This window comes from Methylocystis sp. MJC1 (genome assembly GCF_026427715.1).
GTDB lineage: Bacteria > Pseudomonadota > Alphaproteobacteria > Rhizobiales > Beijerinckiaceae > Methylocystis.
Map to the genome: position 1 here is coordinate 2,060,456 of NZ_CP107558.1, position 18,279 is coordinate 2,078,734.

Here is an 18,279-nt window from a genome sequence, read left to right on the forward strand (position 1 = left end):
GCGCGGCCAACGCCTGGGGGGAAGATCCCGGATCAGCCCGTCAGAGTGTGCAATCCATTGAGATCGAGCAGCGTTATACGTCCCTGCGTCGTCTCGACCAATCCGCGTGCGGCCAAGCCCCGGAGAACGCGCGACACAACCTCTCTCGACGTCGAAAGATGACGCGCAAACTGCTCTTGAGTCATCTCGACATTGGCCTCGCCTTTCGAACGACGCAGGAGGAAGGCGGCGACGCGGGCTTCCACACCCTGCGACGCCGTCTCTTCCATCAGCGCCATGAGTTCGACAATGCGACTGGATAGAGCGTCGAAGGTAAACCCTTGAACAGCCGGCTCGAGAGTTAAGAGGCGACGATAGACGTCGCCGGGGACGATGCTGATTTCCGTCTCTCCTTCACTCTCCACCCAGGCCGGATAGGGATGGCGCGAGAACACGCAGCTGATCGCCAATATGCAGGATTGGCCGGGGTCGACCCAATACAACGTCCCCTCCCGGCCTTCCGCGTTGACGTAATAGATCCGCAGCGCGCCGCGCTCGACAAGATAGGCGCCCGCCACCATATCGCCGCGGGCGACGAGCTGCGCGCCGCCAGCGCAGGAGATATGGCGCACCGACGCGCCCAAGAGCTTGCGTCCTTCGGCGGATAATTCGCCGAGCGATGGAAAGAGCCGAAGGGAAGGATAAGCCATCCGCCGATCATAGTCGGCTTCGGACTCGCGCGTCGACACAGCGGCGAATGACCTTCTTTCACGCATGATCGCGGGTCCCCTTTGGCTCTCTGCAGCCGCCCGTCTCGCGCGCTTTCCGCTCGCACGGAATCGTGCGAGCGATGAAAAAGCGCGCAGATTCAAAACGCTGGAGCGCATTCTGATCGCAAAAGTCTATCAACTTTTGCGGAATGCGCTCTAGCGGGCGCCAAATTCACGCGCCATCGCGCGCGTTTGCGACAGATGCCCCTCGAAGGCCGGCAAAATTTCCTGCAGATGGGCGCGCAGCTCCGCGCAGCTCGCCGCCGGCTCGAGCAGCTTTTTTGCCGCGTCGATGGCGCCTGCGTGAAACGCCTCTTCATGGCGCAAATAGGCGTTGTCGAATTCAGCGCCTTGCAGCGCCGCGAGTCTTTGCATCGCCGCCGCATGGTCGCTCGCTGCTGAAACACGCTTTGCTGGCGTCGCGGGGGTAACCCCGCATTTCCGGGCAAGGTCATAAGCGGCTTTGCGCACGCCGATATGGTCCGCCGCAACATGAGCGGCGAGCTTGCGCAGAGCGGCCGACGCCCCCTGAGCGCGCGCGAGCAGCGCGGACTCGATGTCGAAGCTGTTGACCTGAATGTAAATCCCTAAAATCTGCGCGTCATCGAGGCTCGCCGCTTGGGCGGGGACGCTGGCGGTTAGCCACAGGCTCGCCGCCGCGGCGATTTGCAGGAATGTCAGTTTTTTCATGGGAACGCCTTCCGGTTCGATTGTTATCGAGGCCGGTGTAAGGCGAAGGCCGTCAGAAGGCTGGAACTAAAGTCACACCCTGATCGCGGGAGTGCGCTTCGCCCAAGCGGTGGAGGCCGCCGCTCCCGCCAGCGCCGCCGTAATCAACACATTCCAATTCGCCAGCGTCAGGCCGAGCACATAGAGCGAGGGCTCGTCGCAGCGCACGACCTTCACGGTCTGAAGCTGCTTCATGAAATCCGCCATGGAGCCCGCCTGGTTGACCGCGCCGGAGCAGTCCGAGGGCCCGGCAAAAATCTTCCACTCGACGCCGGAGTGATAAACGGAAAGCGCCGCGTCGCCGGCGAAGAGCAAGGCGAGCAGCAGAAAGGCGCCGCGCGCAAGCCCCGCCCTGCCCGCCCGCGCGGCCAAGCCCGCCAGCGGCGCCAGCGCAAAGGCCGCGTAATAGGGAATGCGCTCCTTGTAGCAGAGCTCGCAGGGCAGATAGCCGAGAGACTCGTAAAGCCACGCGCCGCCGATGGTCGCGACGGAAGCGGCGAAAATGACCGCGGCCAGAGCCTGTCTTCTATCGGGTTTCATTTGTCGTCATCCCCCGGCCCCTCAACCAGCCTCTCCCCGCGCGCGGGGAGAGGACCCCCGCGCCGGCGCCGTGCTATTTCCTCTCCCCGCTTCCGGGGAGAGGTGAGGGGCTCGGGGCGCGATCCAGAAAGATAACGGCCCCTCAGAACATCTTCGCCGCGAGGGCGAAGCCGCCGACGACGATCGCCGCCATCACGCCGACGAAAAGTCCGAAGTGGCTCTCGAGCTTCAGGCGGATGGCGTCGCCGAAGTGGTTGATCGCCGCCGCCAGAATGAAGAAGCGCGCGCCGCGGGTGATGAACGAGAGCGCGATGAAGAGCGGGAAATTATAGGCGAGGAGGCCCGAGACGATCGTCACGAGCTTGTAGGGAATGGGCGTCAGGCCCTTCACCAGAATGAAAATGGCCCCCCACTGGGCATAGAAGGCGCGCAGGCTCTCCATCTTCTCGGCGTAGCCGTAGAGATTGATGAGCCACAGGCCGATGGTGTCGTAGAAGAGCGCGCCGAAAGCGTAGCCGAGCGCCCCGCCCGCGACCGAGGCGATGGTGCAAAGCAGAGCGAAATACCAGGCCTTTTTGGGCTCGGCGAGCGTCATCGGCACGAGGATCACATCCGGCGGCACCGGGAAAAAAGAACTTTCCGCAAAGGCGATCGCCCCCAGCGCAAAGGGCGCGTGCTTGCTGGCGGCGAGCGACATTGTCCAGTCATAAAGCTTTTTCATTTTGCCTCGTGAGGTCGGGCCCAAGGCCTCTAACGCCTGCCGGCAGCGCTTAGCATGAAAAGTTTGAGCAAAGAAGGAGAGCGGGTTGACGCGGCGCGGCGCCTCGCTAATATCCGCGCCGCTCGCTAGGTCGATTCAAAATCGGCCGCGACGGGCCCCTGTGGCGGAATTGGTAGACGCGCTCGACTCAAAATCGAGTTCCGCAAGGAGTGCTGGTTCGACTCCGGCCAGGGGCACCATCTACCCTCTCTAAAACTCTCTCCTATTCAGCCTCGATATCCGATTCCCCCTCCGATCAAATGGCAAATAAGCGCGAACGGAGCGGTCGCGTAGGCTCCTGTCGAGATACGTGTTCGATTTTCAGACCCCGCGGCTCGACAATAAATAGTGAGAGGCAGAATGAGTGGGATAAAGTGCAGTAACAGAAAACCTGACTGGCTCGCGGGAAGATGATGAATGTATCTGTAGACATAAGCGTATTGTGCGCCGACGGAAGCGCCATAGGCATGATATCTGGCGATCTAAACGTTGTAGGCGTCCCTCCTCAAGGCTCTCTTATCACGTTTTCAAAACCGAATGCCGGAATTGACTACGTAAACATTGATGGTTTTTCTGGTAGGCTAGAGGTAAAAAATATAGTTTTCACACCTTCAACTGAGCGCGAGCCTGAACTATTGTTGATACTAGAGGATATTACTGTAAAAAATGGGGACGACGGTCGTAAAATAATGAAATATTTTGAAGATGGATTCGGGCTGTTTTCGTATGAGTATGATTAGGCTGGTTAGGCTAACGCTGATCGGCTGGACGATACACGACCATGCCGGCCACTTATTTCATCCATACCGACGATCTGGCCCGTCCGGCGTGGATGACCTCGGCCGATTGGGGTCGTTTCGACCTATGCCTATCCGGCGGCGTCGAACCCGCTGACTTCGGTCACGCTCTCTGGTCAGACCGCGCGGAGCTTCGGCTATGGCGCTGCTGGCGATATTCTGACTGACACGCGCACGGGCGCGCTAGGATTCGGCATTACGATGCGACGCTTGGCGCTCTATGAGCGGTCGCCGTCTCGCGACTCCGGCTATGCTAGCCGGTTTGTTGTTACTAGGTCGTTACAACACCAGCACCTCTCGAATTGCTCCTCTCCCTACCGGACCCCCAGGGCGCAGCGCAGATGCTGCAACTACGGAGGAAAGCATGATTGTAATGGTCACGGGTATCCTGCGATTTCCGCCGCAGAACATGGCCGACGTCTTGCCGCATTTGCGCAACCTTGTTGAGGCGACGCGGCGGCTCGATGGCTGCATCACCTATGACGCCGCGGAAGACATCTTCGAGCCGGGCCTGATCCGATTCTCGGAAAAATGGCCCGACGCGGAGTCGCTGGCGCGCCATCTGCAAGCGCCACACATCGCCCCCTGGCGCGCTGTCTGCCGCGACCAGGGCCTGACCGAGCGGGCCTTCACGGCTTTTGAGGCAAGAAATCCTCGCGAAGTCTGACTGCCAACCGCGGACCGGCTAGCGGATTACTCCGCCCCCCGGTCAGGCGAGGAGTAACCGTGCCGCCGGGCTGGGTGATTTGATTCATTGGTGGCTTTTGTGACGGCCTGGTCAGGTTTGCCAAGCGGCTCACCCGCCGGAGACGAGCAAGAAGAACCGCTCAGCCAGCTACAAGCTGCAGTGCGATTATAAATACCGCGACGAGAATGGAGAGCATAATCGCGTATGAGATTTCCTCTCGAATGAACATGTGCCGAGCATTCCAAGCCTGAAGACGCGCTCGATTGTCGCACCATTTTTGGGAAAGCGCGAGCCGCACATCCATCCTGCCCGGCGGTTTCCCGCGGCCAGGGCGTCATCCGCCTTGTTCCCAGCTTCCGGCGGGCCCGCATAAACAGCGCGGCGCTTGGTTAGGGAAACAATTCTGAAATATTCATACGCCGGTTAAGTAGCCCGGTCTCGCTTCCAACTAACTTGGTCCGAGCCTACGTGGGACTGTACCTGAAAATCCGCGCAATTTTGCACGGCTCCCACGTTCGTAACCCTGGCAGTTCGCTTTTTGCCCGGCAAGAAACTATCCTGAAACATTCTCCACGAGCCCTAGCACTAAACTCTACTCTCTCCGCCGTGATGGGTCTCGGCGTCGCACAAATTCCGAAAAACGGTCGAGAGACGATCGTCCATAAATTCACGATGGTAGAGGACATTAATGGAAGGCAAGACCGCCGTCCGCCAACGAATCGAATCTATCCGTGGCGTTTCGCGCACCTGGTTCGAATGGGCGGGAGCTGATCGCGCTGCTGCAAAAGTGCTGGTCGTCGAGGTGAACTTCGACACTGACCCGAATTCGGCAAGCTTTAGCGGCAAGGCAATCGAGGAGATCGGAAGCAGGTTTCGCGAGGTCTGTGAGGAAGGCCTCCAGATCAGCGACGCTCGGCCCGTGATCGTCGCGGGCATTCGCATCGTTCCCGCGCGCACCTTGTGACGGCAGGCGGACGCGTCAGCGGCCAAGCTGAGAATGGGTCCAGTAGAACCACTCCGCAACGACGGGGATGGCGACCAGCGCGGCCAGAAATACGGCGATGAGATCCGCTTTCCAATCGTAGGGGAGCCGCTTGTCCCGGTCTGTCGAGGTCGTCTTCCTCATGGCGCCGTCTCCGCTCTGCTTGGAGCCTATGCCCCGATATTCCGATGAAAAAGTATCAAGGAGCCATACGTATTTTCGGGTGGGAAGTTGGGAGCGCCTAAAGGCCCCCTCGTCCCCACGGATCAGATAGGCCTCGTACGGAAACGCGCCAGCGCGATTTTCGACCTGCGGCGCAGGCGCACGTGGCGCCTACTTGTCATCCAAGTCGAATAAGCAAAATACCGAGCGATACCAGCCTGGCCGCGCGGATGCTCCTGTCGAAGCTTGACCACTCCGTCGATGCCGACGCGACCATGGGGGCGCGGATCGTTCACGACGCCGTGCCTGGCCGGGTTCGGCTGCGGCATGCGAGTCTCCTCGGACGAGACGAGCAAAGGTTACGGATCGAAAAGGCTCTGAGAAGGATTCCGGGCGTCGCCAGCGTCAAGACCAATGGGCTGACGGGAACGGCGCTGATCGCCTTTCATCCTCCAGCGACGGCGGAATCGCTCGCTCTCGCGCTCGACGCCGCAGCGTCGGAGACTGAAACCGGATCTTCCAAAACTCTTCCCGACGCAGACGCCTGTCACGCGGAAGCCGTCGACGCGCTTGCCGCGCGGCTCGGAACCCAGCTTGCCGTCGGGCTGAGCGCCAAGGAGGCGGCGGCGCGAATTTCAAAGTGGGGCCGCAACGAGCTGCGGCCTGCCGAGCCCCGCTCCGCAGTCGCAATTTTCGCCGAGCAAATGACCAGCCTGCCGATCGCCTTGCTCGCCATCTCGGCGGGCTTGTCGCTTGCGACCGGCGGGATCGCCGATGCGGTCATGATCGCAGCCGTTGTGCTGGTGAATGCGAGCATCGCTACGGCCACGGAGCGGGAGGCCGACCGCACGATTCTCGGCATGACCGCTGAAAAGCCCCCGCCGACGACGGTCATCCGCGACGGCGTGCGGCAGTCGATCGACTGCGCTGCGCTGACTGTCGGCGACATTCTCGTGATCGAGCGTAGCGCCTTCGTGCCGGCGGATGCGCGCCTGATCGAGAGCGACGATTTGGGCGTCAACGAGGCGCCGCTGACCGGCGAGGCGCACCCGGCCACCAAGGATGCGCTCGCGCTGCTGCCGGCGGAAAGCCTGGTTTCGGATCGCCGCAACATGGTTTTTCGCGGCACTGTGGTGACGGGCGGCTCCGGCGCGGCGATCGTCACCGCCGTGGGCGCGCGCACGGAAATCGGCCGGGTGCAGGAGCTGCTCGGCGCCGTGCGGCCGCCGGAGACGCCGATCCAGCGCGAGCTCGGCGAAGTCGGACGCGAGCTGGTGATCATCAATGGCGTTATCTGCGCGATTGTTTTCGGGCTCGGACTGTACCGCGGCCATCCCTTCGTGCAGACTCTGCGCAGCGCGATCTCACTCGCCGTCGCCGCTATTCCCGAGGGGCTTCCCGCCGTCGCCACGACAACTCTAGCGATCGGCGTGCAGGACATGCGCAAGCGCAAGGTGCTGGTGCGCAAGATCGACGCGGTGGAAACGCTTGGCGCAGTCGAGATCATCGGACTCGATAAGACGGGAACGCTCACCGAAAACCGCATGGCCGTGGGCGCAATCCACCTCGACGGCGCAATGCTCGAATTGCAGGAAGGCCGGCTGCTTCGGAACGGAGAAGAGACCGACGGCGCTCTATGGCAGATGGCGCGTCGGCTCTTCGAGGTGGCGACGCTCTGCAGCGACGCGGTCGCATTTCGGACCGGCAAAGGCGTGACGATCGACGGCACGCCGACCGAGACCGCCTTGCTGAGTGCCGGCGTCGCGCTCGGCCTCGATCCGGTCGATTTGCGGCTTTCAGCGCGCGCCTTGGCGAGCGCCGCGCGCGGCGAGGGCCGCAAGCGCATGAGCACGCTGCATGAGACGCCGGACGGCGCGCGTCAGCTCTGCGTGAAGGGCGACCCCGTAGAAGTTCTGGCGCGCTGCGCAAGACAGCGCAGGAGCGACGGCGTCGTCCCATTGGACGAGGCGGCGCGCGCCGCGGCTCTGAGGGCCAATGAGCGTATGGCGAGCGATGCGCTGCGCGTCCTTGGCGTCGCTTATTGTGAGGACGGCGGCGACCCGCGCGACGAGCGTGATCTCGTCTGGCTCGGCCTTGCCGGCATTGCGAATCCGATCCGCGCCAGCGTGCGCCCCGCCTTGAAGCAATTGCATCGCGCCGGCGTGCGCACGGTCATGATCACGGGGGACCAAAGCGCCACCGCCTTCGCCATCGCGCGCAATCTCGACCTCAATGACGGCGACGAACTGCGCGTTCTGGAAGCCGGACAGATCGCCAATATGCCTCCCGAGCTTCTCGAGGCGCTGGCGGCGCAACCGGATGTCTTCGCGCGCGTCAGTCCCGTAGACAAGCTCAACATCGTCAAAGCGCTCCAGGTCGGCGGCCGCATTGTCGCAATGACGGGAGATGGCGTGAACGACGGGCCGGCGCTTCGCGCGGCTGATGTCGGCATCGCCATGGGCGGCGAAGGCGCGGATGTCGCCCGCCAGGTCGCCGACATCGTCCTCGCGACCGACGACATGGACGGCATCGTCGAGGCAATAAAGCTCGGGCGCGCGACCTACGCCAATATTCGCAAGGTCCTGCGTTATCTCGTCTCGACCAACGCTTCCGAAACCATCGCCATGCTCGGCGCCGCGCTGGTCGACGCCAGGGCGCCGTTGACGCCGATGCAGCTGCTCTGGCTCAATCTGGCGACAGACGCCCTCCCCGCCCTCGCGCTCGGCCTCGAGCCGCCGGAAGCCGAGGTTCTCGACGAGCCGCCGCATGATCCGGGCGCGCCGATCATGGGCGCGAACGATTTCCGCCGCGTCCTGCGCGAAGGCGCCGTTATCGGAACCGCTGCGCTTCTCGGCTATTACAGCGCTGGCGGCTCGAAAGAGAATGCGCGCGCGAGCACGATCACTTTCCACGGGCTGACCTTCGCCCAATTGCTGCACGCCATCGCTTGCCGCTCCGAGACTCGGGGCCTCACGGCGGAAATCGGACGCCGCCCCAACCCCCTGCTCTATGGCGGCGTCGGCATGTCTTTGCTCTTCCAATGCGCGGCGCAGTTTCTACCGCCGACGCGGCGGCTCCTCCGGCTCGCGCCGCTTGGTCCGGGCGATCTCCTGCGCATCGGCGCGATCGCCCTCGGCAGCTCGCTCGCCAATGATTTTTTAGGCTATCTGGTCGAGCGCGGCGCGGCCCGCCGCACTGGCCGCCAGGAGGAAGAAAGCCATGTCGTCTGACATGATCTTCACATCCCAGTCGGTCACGCCTGGCCATCCCGACAAGCTATGCGACCAGATCAGCGACGCGGCCGTCGACGCCTTGCTGAGGGAGGACGAAACCGCGCGGGCGGTGGTGGAATGCGCTCTCGCCACCGGCGTCCTGTTTCTCGCCGCGCGATATGCGGCCGACGCCGGGGTCGACCTGCCCTCGCTCGCACGCAGAATCATCATGGACGCCGGCTATGTCTCCGACGGTTTCGACGCGCGCAACTGCTCGATCCTGACGAGCCTGACCGAGCTTCCGCTCTACACTCGCGAGTCCGAGTCTCCGGGAGACGCGCCCGAGGCGTTCGCGCGCAGGGTCGCGCATGAACAGGCCAATGTTTTCGGTTACGCCTGCCGGGACACGACGGAGCTCATGCCCGCCCCGATCAGCTGCGCGCACAAAATCGCAAAAGCTTTGGATGCGGCGCGCCGCAATGGCTTCACTTCCCTGTCGCCCGACGCGAAGACGCAGGTCTCTGTGCAATATCGGGACGGACGCGCGATCCGCGTGCATAGCCTGTCGCTCACCGTGGCGCTGAACGATCCGAGCGCAACGGAAGCGCAGGATCGGCTGCGCACATTGGCGCTCGACGCCCTGGCGGGCAGTGACGTCAAGCCGGACGGCGAAACGCGGGTCATCATCAACGCCGGCGAGCCTCTCGAGATTGGCGGGCCGGGGCGCCACGCCGGGCTGACGGGGCGCAAGAACGGCATCGATTCCTACGGAGAGATCGCACGCATGAGCGGTTCCGCGCTCTCCGGCAAAGACCCCTCCCGCATCGAGCGCGCCGGCGCCTATGCGGCGCGCTACGCCGCCAAAAACATCGTCGCCGCCGGATTGGCGGAGCGTTGCGAGGTCCATCTGGCCTACGCCATCGGACAGGCCGAGCCGCTGAGCCTGAGCGTCGAGACTTTCAATACCGGCAGGTTCAGCGACGAGGCGATCACCAAGCGCCTCGCCGCCGTCCTCGACTTCCGCCCCGCCGCCATCGTAAGGCGCTTTTCCCTGCGAAGCCGTCCCAAGGCCGCCGGCGCTTCCGGCTTTTACCTGCCGCTCGCGACCTATGGGCATTTCGGGCGCGGCGACCTCGACCTGCCCTGGGAGGCGACGAATCTTGCCGAGGCTTTGCGCGGTTAGGAGAAGGCGTCTTGCGACGATGGAGGCGTCTCTAAGCTGCTCGAGCTACTTGCCACCCTCAGTTACGACATTGCGCCAGACGCCGGCCAGATTACTGGCGTACCAAAGCAGCGTAATAGCCGGCGGCAGGACTTTTTCTCGGGACATCTGCCAGAGCGCGAACCCCATCAGCGCCAATGAAACGAAAGCCTGCGGATCGATCTCGACCGGTAGCTCGGTGGACGCGGGCGGAGCCTTGCCGACTGCGAAAAGCCCGGCTTCCCGCGCCGCTTCGCTCACCTTATCGAGCGATCCCCCGTGCTCGATGAGGACACTGCCGGTGAACGGCCGCGCCGCAACTTTGGAGACGCCCGGCAACGCCGACAGGCTGCTGGAGACTGAGGCAAAAAAGGCCGAGTCCCCAAGGCGGTCGGGAAATCGCAGACGGGCCCTTCCGGGCATGGCGTGAGCGATTTCGGCGGTTGGCAGGCTCGCTTCCATGGTCATGCCCCTTTCGAAGCCGGCTGCGGCGCAGCCTCGGCGGCTTTCTCAGGCATTGGGCCGGCTGCCTTCTTGGCTTCCCCCGTGGCGGCCGTGAAAATTTCAGAGGCCGCCTCCGCCTTCACCTCGGCGAAAAGGTCCTCCGCCGCCTCCATGAGTTGCGCGCCCTGCACGCGGGCTTCGTGCAATGCCAGAACGGCGGCTTTTAGCGCAGCCTTGGCGACAGGACGCGCTCGATTTCCTTCGCGGCCAAGCAGGAGAGCCGCTGCGGCGCCGGCCGCCACGCCAAATGCAAATCCCCAGGGCTTCATGAAGCATTCTCCCCGTCGGAAACCAAGGCGTTTATATATAGGCGCGACAATGAGGCGCTCACGAGCGCATAAACTGCCGTTCGTCGCCCGCACCGTCCGATGCTGTCGCGAATGTTATATGACGGCTCGCTTTTTACGAAGCGCGGCCGATGCTCATCTGAATGGGCCAGCATGAAGGATGCATCTTCCCCGACAACTTTTCGTGGTGGCCTACCTTCTCGCCTTCTGACAAGCTAACGGCGTAAACCCCGCGCGCTGTCACGATTGCGTCATCGAAGAAGTGTCTGCGAGACGCGACAGCGCGGCTCAGCTTCGCGCGCGCTTTCCGAATGGACGGCATCGGATGGACTTTTCCCAGCGCTTCACTTTCCTCTTCTCCGCGCCCAATTTCGAGGCAGACGACCTCGAAGGCCTGCGCGTCAATCAGATCATCGCGGCCATCGAGCGCATGGGCTTTCAGGTCGTGCGGGCGCGGCGGCTGGAGGACGCCGAGATCGTCGTGCAGACGGACGCCGCGATCGGATGCCTTGTGGTCGACTGGGGCAAAAGGGGCATCGAAGGCAAGACCGCTTCGCTCATCGATCTGATGCGCAAGCGCGGCCTCGATATGCCGATCGTGCTGCTCATCCGCCGCAAGCGCTTCGAGGATATTCCGGTCGAGGTGCTCGACTTCATCGACGGCTATGTGTTCCTGGCGGAGGAGACGCCGGAGTTCATCGCCAAGAACCTCGTTTCGCGCCTCAAGCAATATGCCGACACGCTGAAGACGCCTTTCTTCGGCGCCATTGTCGATTACGCCGAAGAAGGCAATCAGCTCTGGACCTGCCCCGGCCATAATGGCGGCATTTTCTATAGCCGCAGCCCGATCGGCCGCATCTTCATGGAGCATCTCGGCGAAGCCGTCTTCCGCGACGATCTGGACAATTCCGTTGTCGAACTCGGCGACCTCCTCACCCACGAAGGCCCGGCGCTCAAAGCGCAGAAGGCGGCAGCCGAAATCTTCGGGGCGGAAAAGACCTATTTCGTGCTCAACGGCACGTCCACGTCGAACAAGGTCGTCCTCACCAATCTCGTGGCCGAAGGCGATCTCGTGCTCTTCGACCGCAACAATCACAAGGCCGCGCATCATGGCGCGTTGCTCTTGAGCGGCGGCGTGCCGATCTTTCTGCCGACGACGCGCAACGCCCTCGGCCTGATCGGCCCGATCGACCACAAAGCCTTCGACGAAGAGACGCTGCGCGCGCGCATTCGCGACAATCCGCTGGTCAAGGAAAAGGACGCCTGGCGCAAGGAGCGGCCCTTCCGCGTCGCGGTGATCGAGCAATGCACCTATGACGGCACCATCTACGACGCCGAATGGATCGTGAAGAAGATCGGCCATTTGTGCGACTATATCCTGTTCGACGAGGCCTGGGCGGGCTTCATGAAATTCCACCCGCTCTACGAGCGGCGCTTCGCCATGGGGCTCAAAAATCTCACCGAGGCCTCGCCCGGCATCGTCGCCACCCAATCGACGCATAAGCAGCTCGCGAGCTTTTCGCAGGCGTCGCAGATCCATGTGCGCGATCGGCATATCAAGGGGCAGAGGCGCCGGGTCGAGCACAAGCGCTTCAACGAAGGCTTCATGCAGCACGCCTCGACCTCGCCTTTCTATCCGCTGTTCGCTTCGCTCGACGTCGGTGCGCAGATGATGAAAGGCCGTTCCGGCGAAGTTCTGTGGGACGACACAGTGCGTCTCGGCATCGAGCTGCGCAAGAAGCTGCGCGCCGTGCGGCGCGAATTCGAGGACAAGGAGAAGGATCCGGCGCGGCGCTGGTTCTTCGATCCTTTCGTTCCCGATAAGGTCTCGATCCCCGACGCCGCGCGCGAAACCGGCGCGCATCAAGTCGGCTGGGAAATGGTCTCCACCGAACAACTCTCGCGCAACGCCGCCTTTTGGGAGCTTGCGCCGGGCGCGGGCTGGCATGGTTTCCAGGACATGGCGCCGGGCTTTGCAATCACTGACCCTTGCAAGCTCACCTTGCTCACGCCGGGCTTCGACCGCAGCACGGGCGCCTATGAGGATCACGGCGTCCCCGCCCCGATCGTCGCGCAATATTTGCGCGAGAACCGCATCGTGCCGGAGAAGAACGATCTCAACTCACTCCTCTTCCTGCTGACGCCGGGCGTCGAATCCAGCAAGGCGGGCACGCTCGTTTCGGCGCTCGTCGCCTTCAAACGGCTGCACGACGACAACGCGCTTCTACAGGACGTCATTCCCGAGTTCGTGGCGCGGCGGCCGGGCCGCTACAAAGGCGTGCGGCTGCGCGATCTCTGCGGCGATATGCATCGCTTCTTCAAGGAAGCCGGCGTCAGCGCTTTGCAGCGTGCGCAATTTGCGCACGAGCATTTGCCCGACATGGCGATGACGCCGCGCGAGGCCTATCTGCATCTCGTGCGCAACAAGGTCGATTATCTGACGCTCGATGAAATTGAAGGGCGCATTGCGACGACGCTCTGGGTCGTCTATCCGCCGGGTATCGCCACCATCGTTCCCGGCGAGCGGCTCGACGAAAAAGCGCGGCCCATGTTGCACTATCTGAAAATGTTCGAACGCAGCGCCAATCAGTTCCCGGGTTTCGACTATGAAATTCAGGGGCTCTATAAGGAGACCGACGCACAAGGCCGGCTGCGCCTCTACACTTATGTCGTGAGCGAATGACCCTGGAGTCAGAGAGAACCGCCATTGCGGAAGCCGGGCGTTCCGCGATCGTCGTGAGACCCTCGCGCGACGACGACGTCGACGCGATGCTCGCGATCTATCTGCATCATATCCGCAAGGGGCTCGATCCGTCCGATGCGCCGCTTTACGAGACGCCGCAGAAAGACGACCTCAAGCGGCGTCGGAAGAATATGGGCAAGCACCGCCTGCCCCATCTTGTCGCGGAGCTGGACGGGGCCGTGATCGGCTACGCCTATGCCGTCCCGTTTCGGAAGCGGCCGGCCTATCGCTATGTCGTCAAGCACTCGATCTATGTCGATCCGAGCCATTTGCATCGGGGCGTTGGTCGCCTTTTGCTGCCGGCGCTGATCGACGCCTGCGCGGCGGCGGGCTACCGCCAGCTGATCGGCTATATCGACGCGGCGAACGAGGCCTCGCTGAGGCTCCACAAGGCCTGCGGCTTCGTGCAGGCGGGCTATCTCTCGTCGGTCGGCTTCAAATATGGCCGTTGGACGGACTCGGTGATCATGCAGCGCTCGCTCGGCCCCGGCGCGTCTTTGCCGCCAGGGGTACAGCGTTAGCTCGGCTCGACAGGATTATCGCTGGAGTCACGCTCAGCGGCCGCGTCGCTACGCGGCTGGCGGAGCGGCGCATGGTCGCGATGTTGTCTTGCTTCGCGCACGATCGGCTTACGGTCAGCGTGCTCCTCGAGCGCGCTCTGTCCAACCAGAAAGTCGAGCCGACAAATAAAGATAAGATCGAGCATGCGCCTCTCCGCGTCCCCGCCATAAACGCAGAGACAGGCGCTCATTTCCACTTGGGGGAAGTGCTTAGAGCGCTTTCCGCCCGCTCAAGCGGGCTCGTCGGACCAGCGTAGAGAGCGGAACGCGCGCGCAATCGCCTCGGCGCGCGCCATCGTTTGGTCGTCAGCGGCGTTGTCGACTTCAGCGCAGGCTTCGAACGCGATGTCGAGCAGGGCCGACTTTTGATAGGACTGGCCCGAACGGCCCGGATGGGCGCAGAAGTCGCAAGCGCAGACGGTCATGAGCTGGTGGAACTGCTCCGATGTGCTAAAGGCCCCCAGGCGTTCGAGCATCGCCGCGACGGGCCCGGCGCGCATTTTCGATACGCGATGCACGCGCTCGCATTCGGCCAGCGCCAGAAGCGCCAGCTCCTTGCAGTCCTCAGGCGCCTCGAAGCGCGCACAGAGCGCCTCGACGCGCGGGCGCCCTCGCTCGATATGCTTGTAATGGACCGGAAGATGCTCGCGCGGGGAATCGGACTTGCCGATATTCATCACGAGCAGCGCGAAACGCACCGGCAATGGCGCATTCCTGAGGGCCGCCTCATCGAGCGCCTGCAACATATGCTCGCCGAGATCGACCTGAGCCGGCTCGTCCGAAAGCTGCGGGACGCCAAAAATCGCGGCGACCTCCGGCAAGACCTGAAAAAGGGCGCCGCACTCGCGCAGAGCCCCGAACATTTTGGAAGGCGCCGGGCACATTATCCCGCGAACCAGCTCCGGCCATATTTCGGACGGCTCGGCGCCACCCAAAGCGCCGGCCTCGACCTGAGCGGACATGAGCCCCAGCGCTTCGTCATCCGGGTCGGTCTGCGATTCTGCAAAGAGCGTCGCCATGCGCAAGACGCCCAGCCCCGGATGGGTCTGGATGAAATCAGCTGAATTCGGAGTGGATCTGGAATCCATCGGAAGGCGGCCCTTTTCCCCCGCAAGCGTCCACGCGACCGCAAAGCGCGCGAACTGGAGGTTCCCTAGCAAACGCCTTGCCGCTCGCAATTTGCTGCGGCAGCGACCCCCGGCGCAAAACTGGCGAGCTTGCGCCGGGGGTCTTCAGTCTCTCCGCCGCTATCGTGGACACTGGGGGGTGCACGGCGTCGAGACCGTCAAATCTTAAGCGGCGCGCTTGTCCCGCTCGTGGCTCCAATGTTGCTCGCTCATGTCCGAAAGGCGCCAACAGCGCGGCCTCGCCCGGTCACTTACCTGCAATAATGTGAGGGGCGGACCCGCTGATAGCGCACCAGCTCGCCGCCTGGGCTGGCGTTGACCTCGCTCGCGACGCATCGACGGCCGACGCGTGCGAAGGGCGTCGTATAGCCCCACGGATATTCCGCCTCGCTGATCGGATAGCCCGCAATGGGGTCGAAATCCCAGGGCGCGGAAAGCCCCCAGTCCCGCACGGCTGGCGCGCGCGACCAGTCCTCCCGGTTCCAACCCTCCTGCAGCCAGGACCCGAGAAAAGTCGGGCCATGGGCGCGCAGGACACGGCCGCGAAAGCCGGCGTCGGCTCCAGAGGCGGCTAAAAGAGGAAACGCAGCCGACACGAGATAGACGGCCAAGGACGTGAGAAAGCGCATGGGAACCTCCGCACTGACGGCGATCATATCAGCGCTCCCGACGCGGGGTGAGATGCGCGCTGGGTTTTGCGCGAACATCACTAATGGGGGCGCGCTTGATCGCTAATGCCGATGGTGATGCGGCGCGAGCTGCGAGGACGCGGCGCGCAAAGAGAGACCGCCTCCTTCGATCCATTTTTGCGTCGAAAGAGTCGCACGGGTCATCAGCCGTTCTGACTGCGAGAAATCGTAAGGAGAAACGTCGAGCGGGCAGAGCGCGGGCGCCATGTGCAGCTCCACGGTCTCCGACAGACGTTCGATGTCCCGGCTCAATTGCCAGGCAATCAGCAGGGTGATGGCGTGGAGCGCCCGCGCGACCGCGCCCGACGGCGGTCCTTGGAGATCGCAGGCATAGCCGGTGGGCAGGATGAAGATCCTTGTCGCGCCAAGCGACGCGGCGGCGAGGAGCGGCGTGTTGGCGGCGACCGCGCCATCCATCAGAGGCGCGCCATCGATCTCGACCGTCGGGTAAACGCCGGGGACCGCCGCGCTCGCCATGATGGCCTCGACAGCCTCGCCCCGCGACAAGGGAACAGCGACCCCTTGCATGTCTGTCGCCACGAGGCACACGGGCAGCTTGGCTTCCTCCAGGAAGCGGTACGGTAACGCTTTCTCGATAAGCCGCCGCAGCGGAGAAGGATCGACCAGGGAGTCGCGCCGCTTGATGACGGACAACGCCATCCCCAGTGTGAATGGGAAGATGTCCCTGCGCCGCACCGACGCCCAGATTTTGGCAAGAGACTCGACGCCCTCCGCATCCGGATAGGCGGCAAAGTAACAGGCGTTCAGGGCGCCGACCGATGAGCCGACAACCAGATCCGGAAAGACCCCGGCCGCGAGCAGCGCTCTGAGCATGCCGACCTGGATGCAACCGAGACTGCCGCCGCCGGCCAGGACAAAAGCCGTTTTCTCTTCGCTCATGAGTTCCACGCGCCAAGCGGAAGGGAGTTAGCGCGCCTCTAGCTCAATTCCATATCCGCCAGTGCGATGAAGATCATCGCCAGGCCAAAGCTGCCGATGAAACGAAACGCCGGCTCCTGCATGTTGTAAACGCCGGCGCGCCACATCTGGAACCATTCGCCAATCGCCATGAATCCGAAGAAATAGAGCAGGAAACCAACGCAAAGGCCGGCAAGCACCAGGCCTTTAGCGCTGTTGAAAGCCGCCGCCCGCCCTGCCCGCGCCTTCCAGAGTATCCATGCGCCGTAGAGCGTGAGCCCCGCGGAAACAAATTCGGTCGCGATAATCAAAAGATAGCTGAGGTGGTGCAGCGCCGGGCTCGAGATCGCGCGCCATTTGAGAGGGCTCGATGGGACCATATCCATTGACAAGATATGCTCCACGACCTCGAAATTCGGGCCGTAGTCGAAGAGATTGTCGAAAGCGACGAGAAGGATCAGGACGCCAGCCGAAAAGGCAATCGCGATCTTCGCCAGCCTGACGATCATGTCGCCGTCTCCTTTGCCCTCGACACCGGCAATCTAGCGCCATGGCGCCGGAATGAGAATGCGCTCTTCAACCCGGCGCACATCGGTCCGGCGGCGTGAATTACGCGCTTGGCGAAGGGCCGCATCTGGGCGAGCGCGAAAGCCGCCGCAAAGCCTTTCAACGTCCTTGCAACGAAACGCGCCTCGATCGTCGTCTCGCCTGTGGCCCAGGCGAGCTTATAGCTGTCGGCGGGCAATAGCATGTCATAGGCTGCAAGCCCCTCCTCAGCGCAACGCGCGATAAGGCGGCCCGTAAGCGCCTGCCCCGGCGATCCTTCCGCGAAGCGCTCATCGAAACAACCCAAGAAGGAACGATAGGCGCGCCCGCCGACAAATCCGAGATCCATCGCGCAAGTCTCGCCGCCGACCAGCAGCACATTGACCTGCAGAAAGCCGTCCCGCGCCAGCGCGGCAATGAAATCCTCCGCAAACGGGTTCGAAAGGCCGGCGCTATAGGCGCCCCTGGCGGCGAGCCAGCTACGCTTGAGCATGAGCGCATGGCGCGCGAGACTCTCCCTCTTCGCAGGCGTCTCGGCCTGGGCGAGCGCAAGCGGCCCACGGGCTACAAGGCGCTTCACGCGACGCTCGACGCTCTTATGGCGGCGCGCCGCCGCGAGACGCAGATCGACATAAGGCGCCGAAAACGGTTCGCCCGCTCTGGTTCCGTCCGCCATGACGGCGCCGGCCCGCAACCGCGTGAGGGCGAAGAGATCGACGTCGCGCCAGCGCCTCATCTCGGCTTCCACGAGCTTACGCCAATGCGTCCGACCCGCCTCGGCGCGCGCCAGCGCGTCGCCATATTGGGTCATGGGTTCGCCGACCCAGCGCGCAATGGAAACGCCGAAGCGCGTTTCGATCTGCAGCGGCAGCAGCATCACGAGCCGCCCATCCTCGCGCAGGCACAGGACGCGCGGCCGAATGCTTTGTCCCGCGACAGCGAGCCAGCTGCGGCACCAGATGAAGCTTTGAAAGCCCGTGGCCTCGGGCGTGGCGTTCTCGAGCTCCGCCCATTCGGCGGCGAGCGCATCGATGGCGTCGAGGGTCTCGGCGCGCTCAAGGCGATATGGCGAGGCGGCCGACATG

20 protein-coding genes and 1 tRNA gene are annotated in these 18,279 nt (G+C 63.3%); 8 read left to right on the plus strand and 13 right to left on the minus strand.

Features of this window, described 5'->3' with window-relative positions:
* Positions 1-32: 32 nt before the first annotated feature.
* From OGR47_RS10005 to OGR47_RS10020, 4 genes are all read right to left on the minus strand, one after another.
* On the minus strand, positions 33-755 hold the full coding sequence (locus tag OGR47_RS10005; protein ID WP_165048680.1) for a Crp/Fnr family transcriptional regulator: 723 nt from the start codon (positions 753-755) through the stop codon (positions 33-35).
* A gap of 150 nt (positions 756-905) precedes the next feature.
* Positions 906-1,439: a DUF4142 domain-containing protein gene (locus OGR47_RS10010; protein ID WP_165048682.1), complete on the minus strand. Its 534-nt coding sequence runs from the start codon at positions 1,437-1,439 to the stop codon at positions 906-908.
* A 72-nt stretch (positions 1,440-1,511) separates the two neighbouring features.
* Positions 1,512-2,018, minus strand: coding sequence for a disulfide bond formation protein B (locus OGR47_RS10015; RefSeq protein ID WP_165048684.1), 507 nt, complete (start codon positions 2,016-2,018; stop codon positions 1,512-1,514).
* A 142-nt stretch (positions 2,019-2,160) separates the two neighbouring features.
* A complete protein-coding gene (locus OGR47_RS10020; RefSeq protein WP_165048686.1) occupies positions 2,161-2,739 on the minus strand; it encodes a YqaA family protein in 579 nt (192 codons plus the stop codon).
* 154 nt (positions 2,740-2,893) lie between these two features.
* Between OGR47_RS10020 and OGR47_RS10025 the strand changes: the two genes are divergently transcribed.
* From OGR47_RS10025 to OGR47_RS10040, 4 genes are all read left to right on the plus strand, one after another.
* A tRNA-Leu gene (locus OGR47_RS10025) sits at positions 2,894-2,978 on the plus strand.
* A gap of 267 nt (positions 2,979-3,245) precedes the next feature.
* Complete coding sequence (locus OGR47_RS10030) at positions 3,246-3,518, plus strand: hypothetical protein (RefSeq protein WP_165048689.1); 273 nt, start codon at positions 3,246-3,248, stop codon at positions 3,516-3,518.
* Positions 3,519-3,939: 421 nt separating this feature from the next.
* Positions 3,940-4,242, plus strand: a complete 303-nt coding sequence (locus tag OGR47_RS10035) for a putative quinol monooxygenase (RefSeq protein ID WP_165048691.1) — start codon at positions 3,940-3,942, stop codon at positions 4,240-4,242.
* A gap of 709 nt (positions 4,243-4,951) precedes the next feature.
* Positions 4,952-5,227, plus strand: a complete 276-nt coding sequence (locus tag OGR47_RS10040) for a hypothetical protein (RefSeq protein ID WP_165048693.1) — start codon at positions 4,952-4,954, stop codon at positions 5,225-5,227.
* 15 nt (positions 5,228-5,242) lie between these two features.
* Here the strand turns inward: OGR47_RS10040 and OGR47_RS10045 are convergent, their stop codons facing one another.
* Positions 5,243-5,389, minus strand: coding sequence for a hypothetical protein (locus OGR47_RS10045; RefSeq protein ID WP_165048695.1), 147 nt, complete (start codon positions 5,387-5,389; stop codon positions 5,243-5,245).
* Positions 5,390-5,637: 248 nt separating this feature from the next.
* On the opposite strand from OGR47_RS10045, the gene OGR47_RS10050 reads away from it, so the two are divergent.
* Positions 5,638-8,637 carry a cation-translocating P-type ATPase gene (locus OGR47_RS10050; protein WP_165048698.1) on the plus strand — a complete coding sequence of 1,000 codons (3,000 nt, stop codon included), beginning with the start codon at positions 5,638-5,640 and terminating at the stop codon, positions 8,635-8,637.
* A complete protein-coding gene (gene metK / locus OGR47_RS10055; protein WP_165048700.1) occupies positions 8,627-9,802 on the plus strand; it encodes a methionine adenosyltransferase in 1,176 nt (391 codons plus the stop codon). The genes OGR47_RS10050 and metK overlap by 11 nt, the downstream gene beginning before the upstream one ends.
* Positions 9,803-9,847: 45 nt before the next feature.
* On the opposite strand, the gene OGR47_RS10060 is transcribed toward metK, so the two are convergent.
* Both OGR47_RS10060 and OGR47_RS10065 read right to left on the minus strand, forming a co-directional pair.
* Positions 9,848-10,288, minus strand: a complete 441-nt coding sequence (locus tag OGR47_RS10060; protein WP_246729549.1) for a hypothetical protein — start codon at positions 10,286-10,288, stop codon at positions 9,848-9,850.
* Positions 10,285-10,593 (minus strand): DUF5132 domain-containing protein, encoded by a 309-nt coding sequence (locus OGR47_RS10065; RefSeq protein WP_165048702.1) that lies wholly within the window; start codon positions 10,591-10,593, stop codon positions 10,285-10,287. Before OGR47_RS10065 ends, OGR47_RS10060 begins: the two co-directional genes overlap by 4 nt.
* A 343-nt stretch (positions 10,594-10,936) precedes the next feature.
* Here OGR47_RS10065 and OGR47_RS10070 point away from each other — a divergent pair, with 343 nt between their 5' ends.
* Together OGR47_RS10070 and OGR47_RS10075 are read left to right on the plus strand one after the other, a co-directional pair.
* Complete coding sequence (locus OGR47_RS10070; protein WP_165048704.1) at positions 10,937-13,294, plus strand: Orn/Lys/Arg decarboxylase N-terminal domain-containing protein; 2,358 nt, start codon at positions 10,937-10,939, stop codon at positions 13,292-13,294.
* Complete coding sequence (locus tag OGR47_RS10075; RefSeq protein ID WP_165048706.1) at positions 13,291-13,875, plus strand: GNAT family N-acetyltransferase; 585 nt, start codon at positions 13,291-13,293, stop codon at positions 13,873-13,875. The genes OGR47_RS10070 and OGR47_RS10075 overlap by 4 nt, the downstream gene beginning before the upstream one ends.
* Here OGR47_RS10075 and OGR47_RS10080 read toward each other — a convergent pair.
* The 6 genes from OGR47_RS10080 to OGR47_RS10105 all read right to left on the minus strand — a co-directional run bounded on the left by OGR47_RS10080 (position 13,872) and on the right by OGR47_RS10105 (position 18,278).
* Positions 13,872-14,060 (minus strand): hypothetical protein, encoded by a 189-nt coding sequence (locus tag OGR47_RS10080; RefSeq protein ID WP_165048709.1) that lies wholly within the window; start codon positions 14,058-14,060, stop codon positions 13,872-13,874. The two genes, OGR47_RS10075 and OGR47_RS10080, sit on opposite strands and share 4 nt — an antisense overlap.
* A gap of 84 nt (positions 14,061-14,144) precedes the next feature.
* Positions 14,145-15,002, minus strand: coding sequence for a tRNA nucleotidyltransferase (locus OGR47_RS10085; protein ID WP_165048711.1), 858 nt, complete (start codon positions 15,000-15,002; stop codon positions 14,145-14,147).
* Positions 15,003-15,292: 290 nt separating this feature from the next.
* On the minus strand, positions 15,293-15,697 hold the full coding sequence (locus OGR47_RS10090) for a hypothetical protein (RefSeq protein ID WP_165048713.1): 405 nt from the start codon (positions 15,695-15,697) through the stop codon (positions 15,293-15,295).
* 75 nt (positions 15,698-15,772) lie between these two features.
* Positions 15,773-16,630, minus strand: coding sequence for a patatin-like phospholipase family protein (locus tag OGR47_RS10095; RefSeq protein ID WP_165048716.1), 858 nt, complete (start codon positions 16,628-16,630; stop codon positions 15,773-15,775).
* A 38-nt stretch (positions 16,631-16,668) separates the two neighbouring features.
* The gene (locus OGR47_RS10100; RefSeq protein ID WP_165048718.1) at positions 16,669-17,157 is read right to left on the minus strand and encodes a DUF2165 family protein; all 489 of its coding nucleotides are present in this window, start codon (positions 17,155-17,157) and stop codon (positions 16,669-16,671) included.
* On the minus strand, positions 17,154-18,278 hold the full coding sequence (locus OGR47_RS10105) for a GNAT family N-acetyltransferase (protein ID WP_165048720.1): 1,125 nt from the start codon (positions 18,276-18,278) through the stop codon (positions 17,154-17,156). The genes OGR47_RS10100 and OGR47_RS10105 overlap by 4 nt, the downstream gene beginning before the upstream one ends.
* Between the last annotated feature and the right edge of the window lies 1 nt (position 18,279).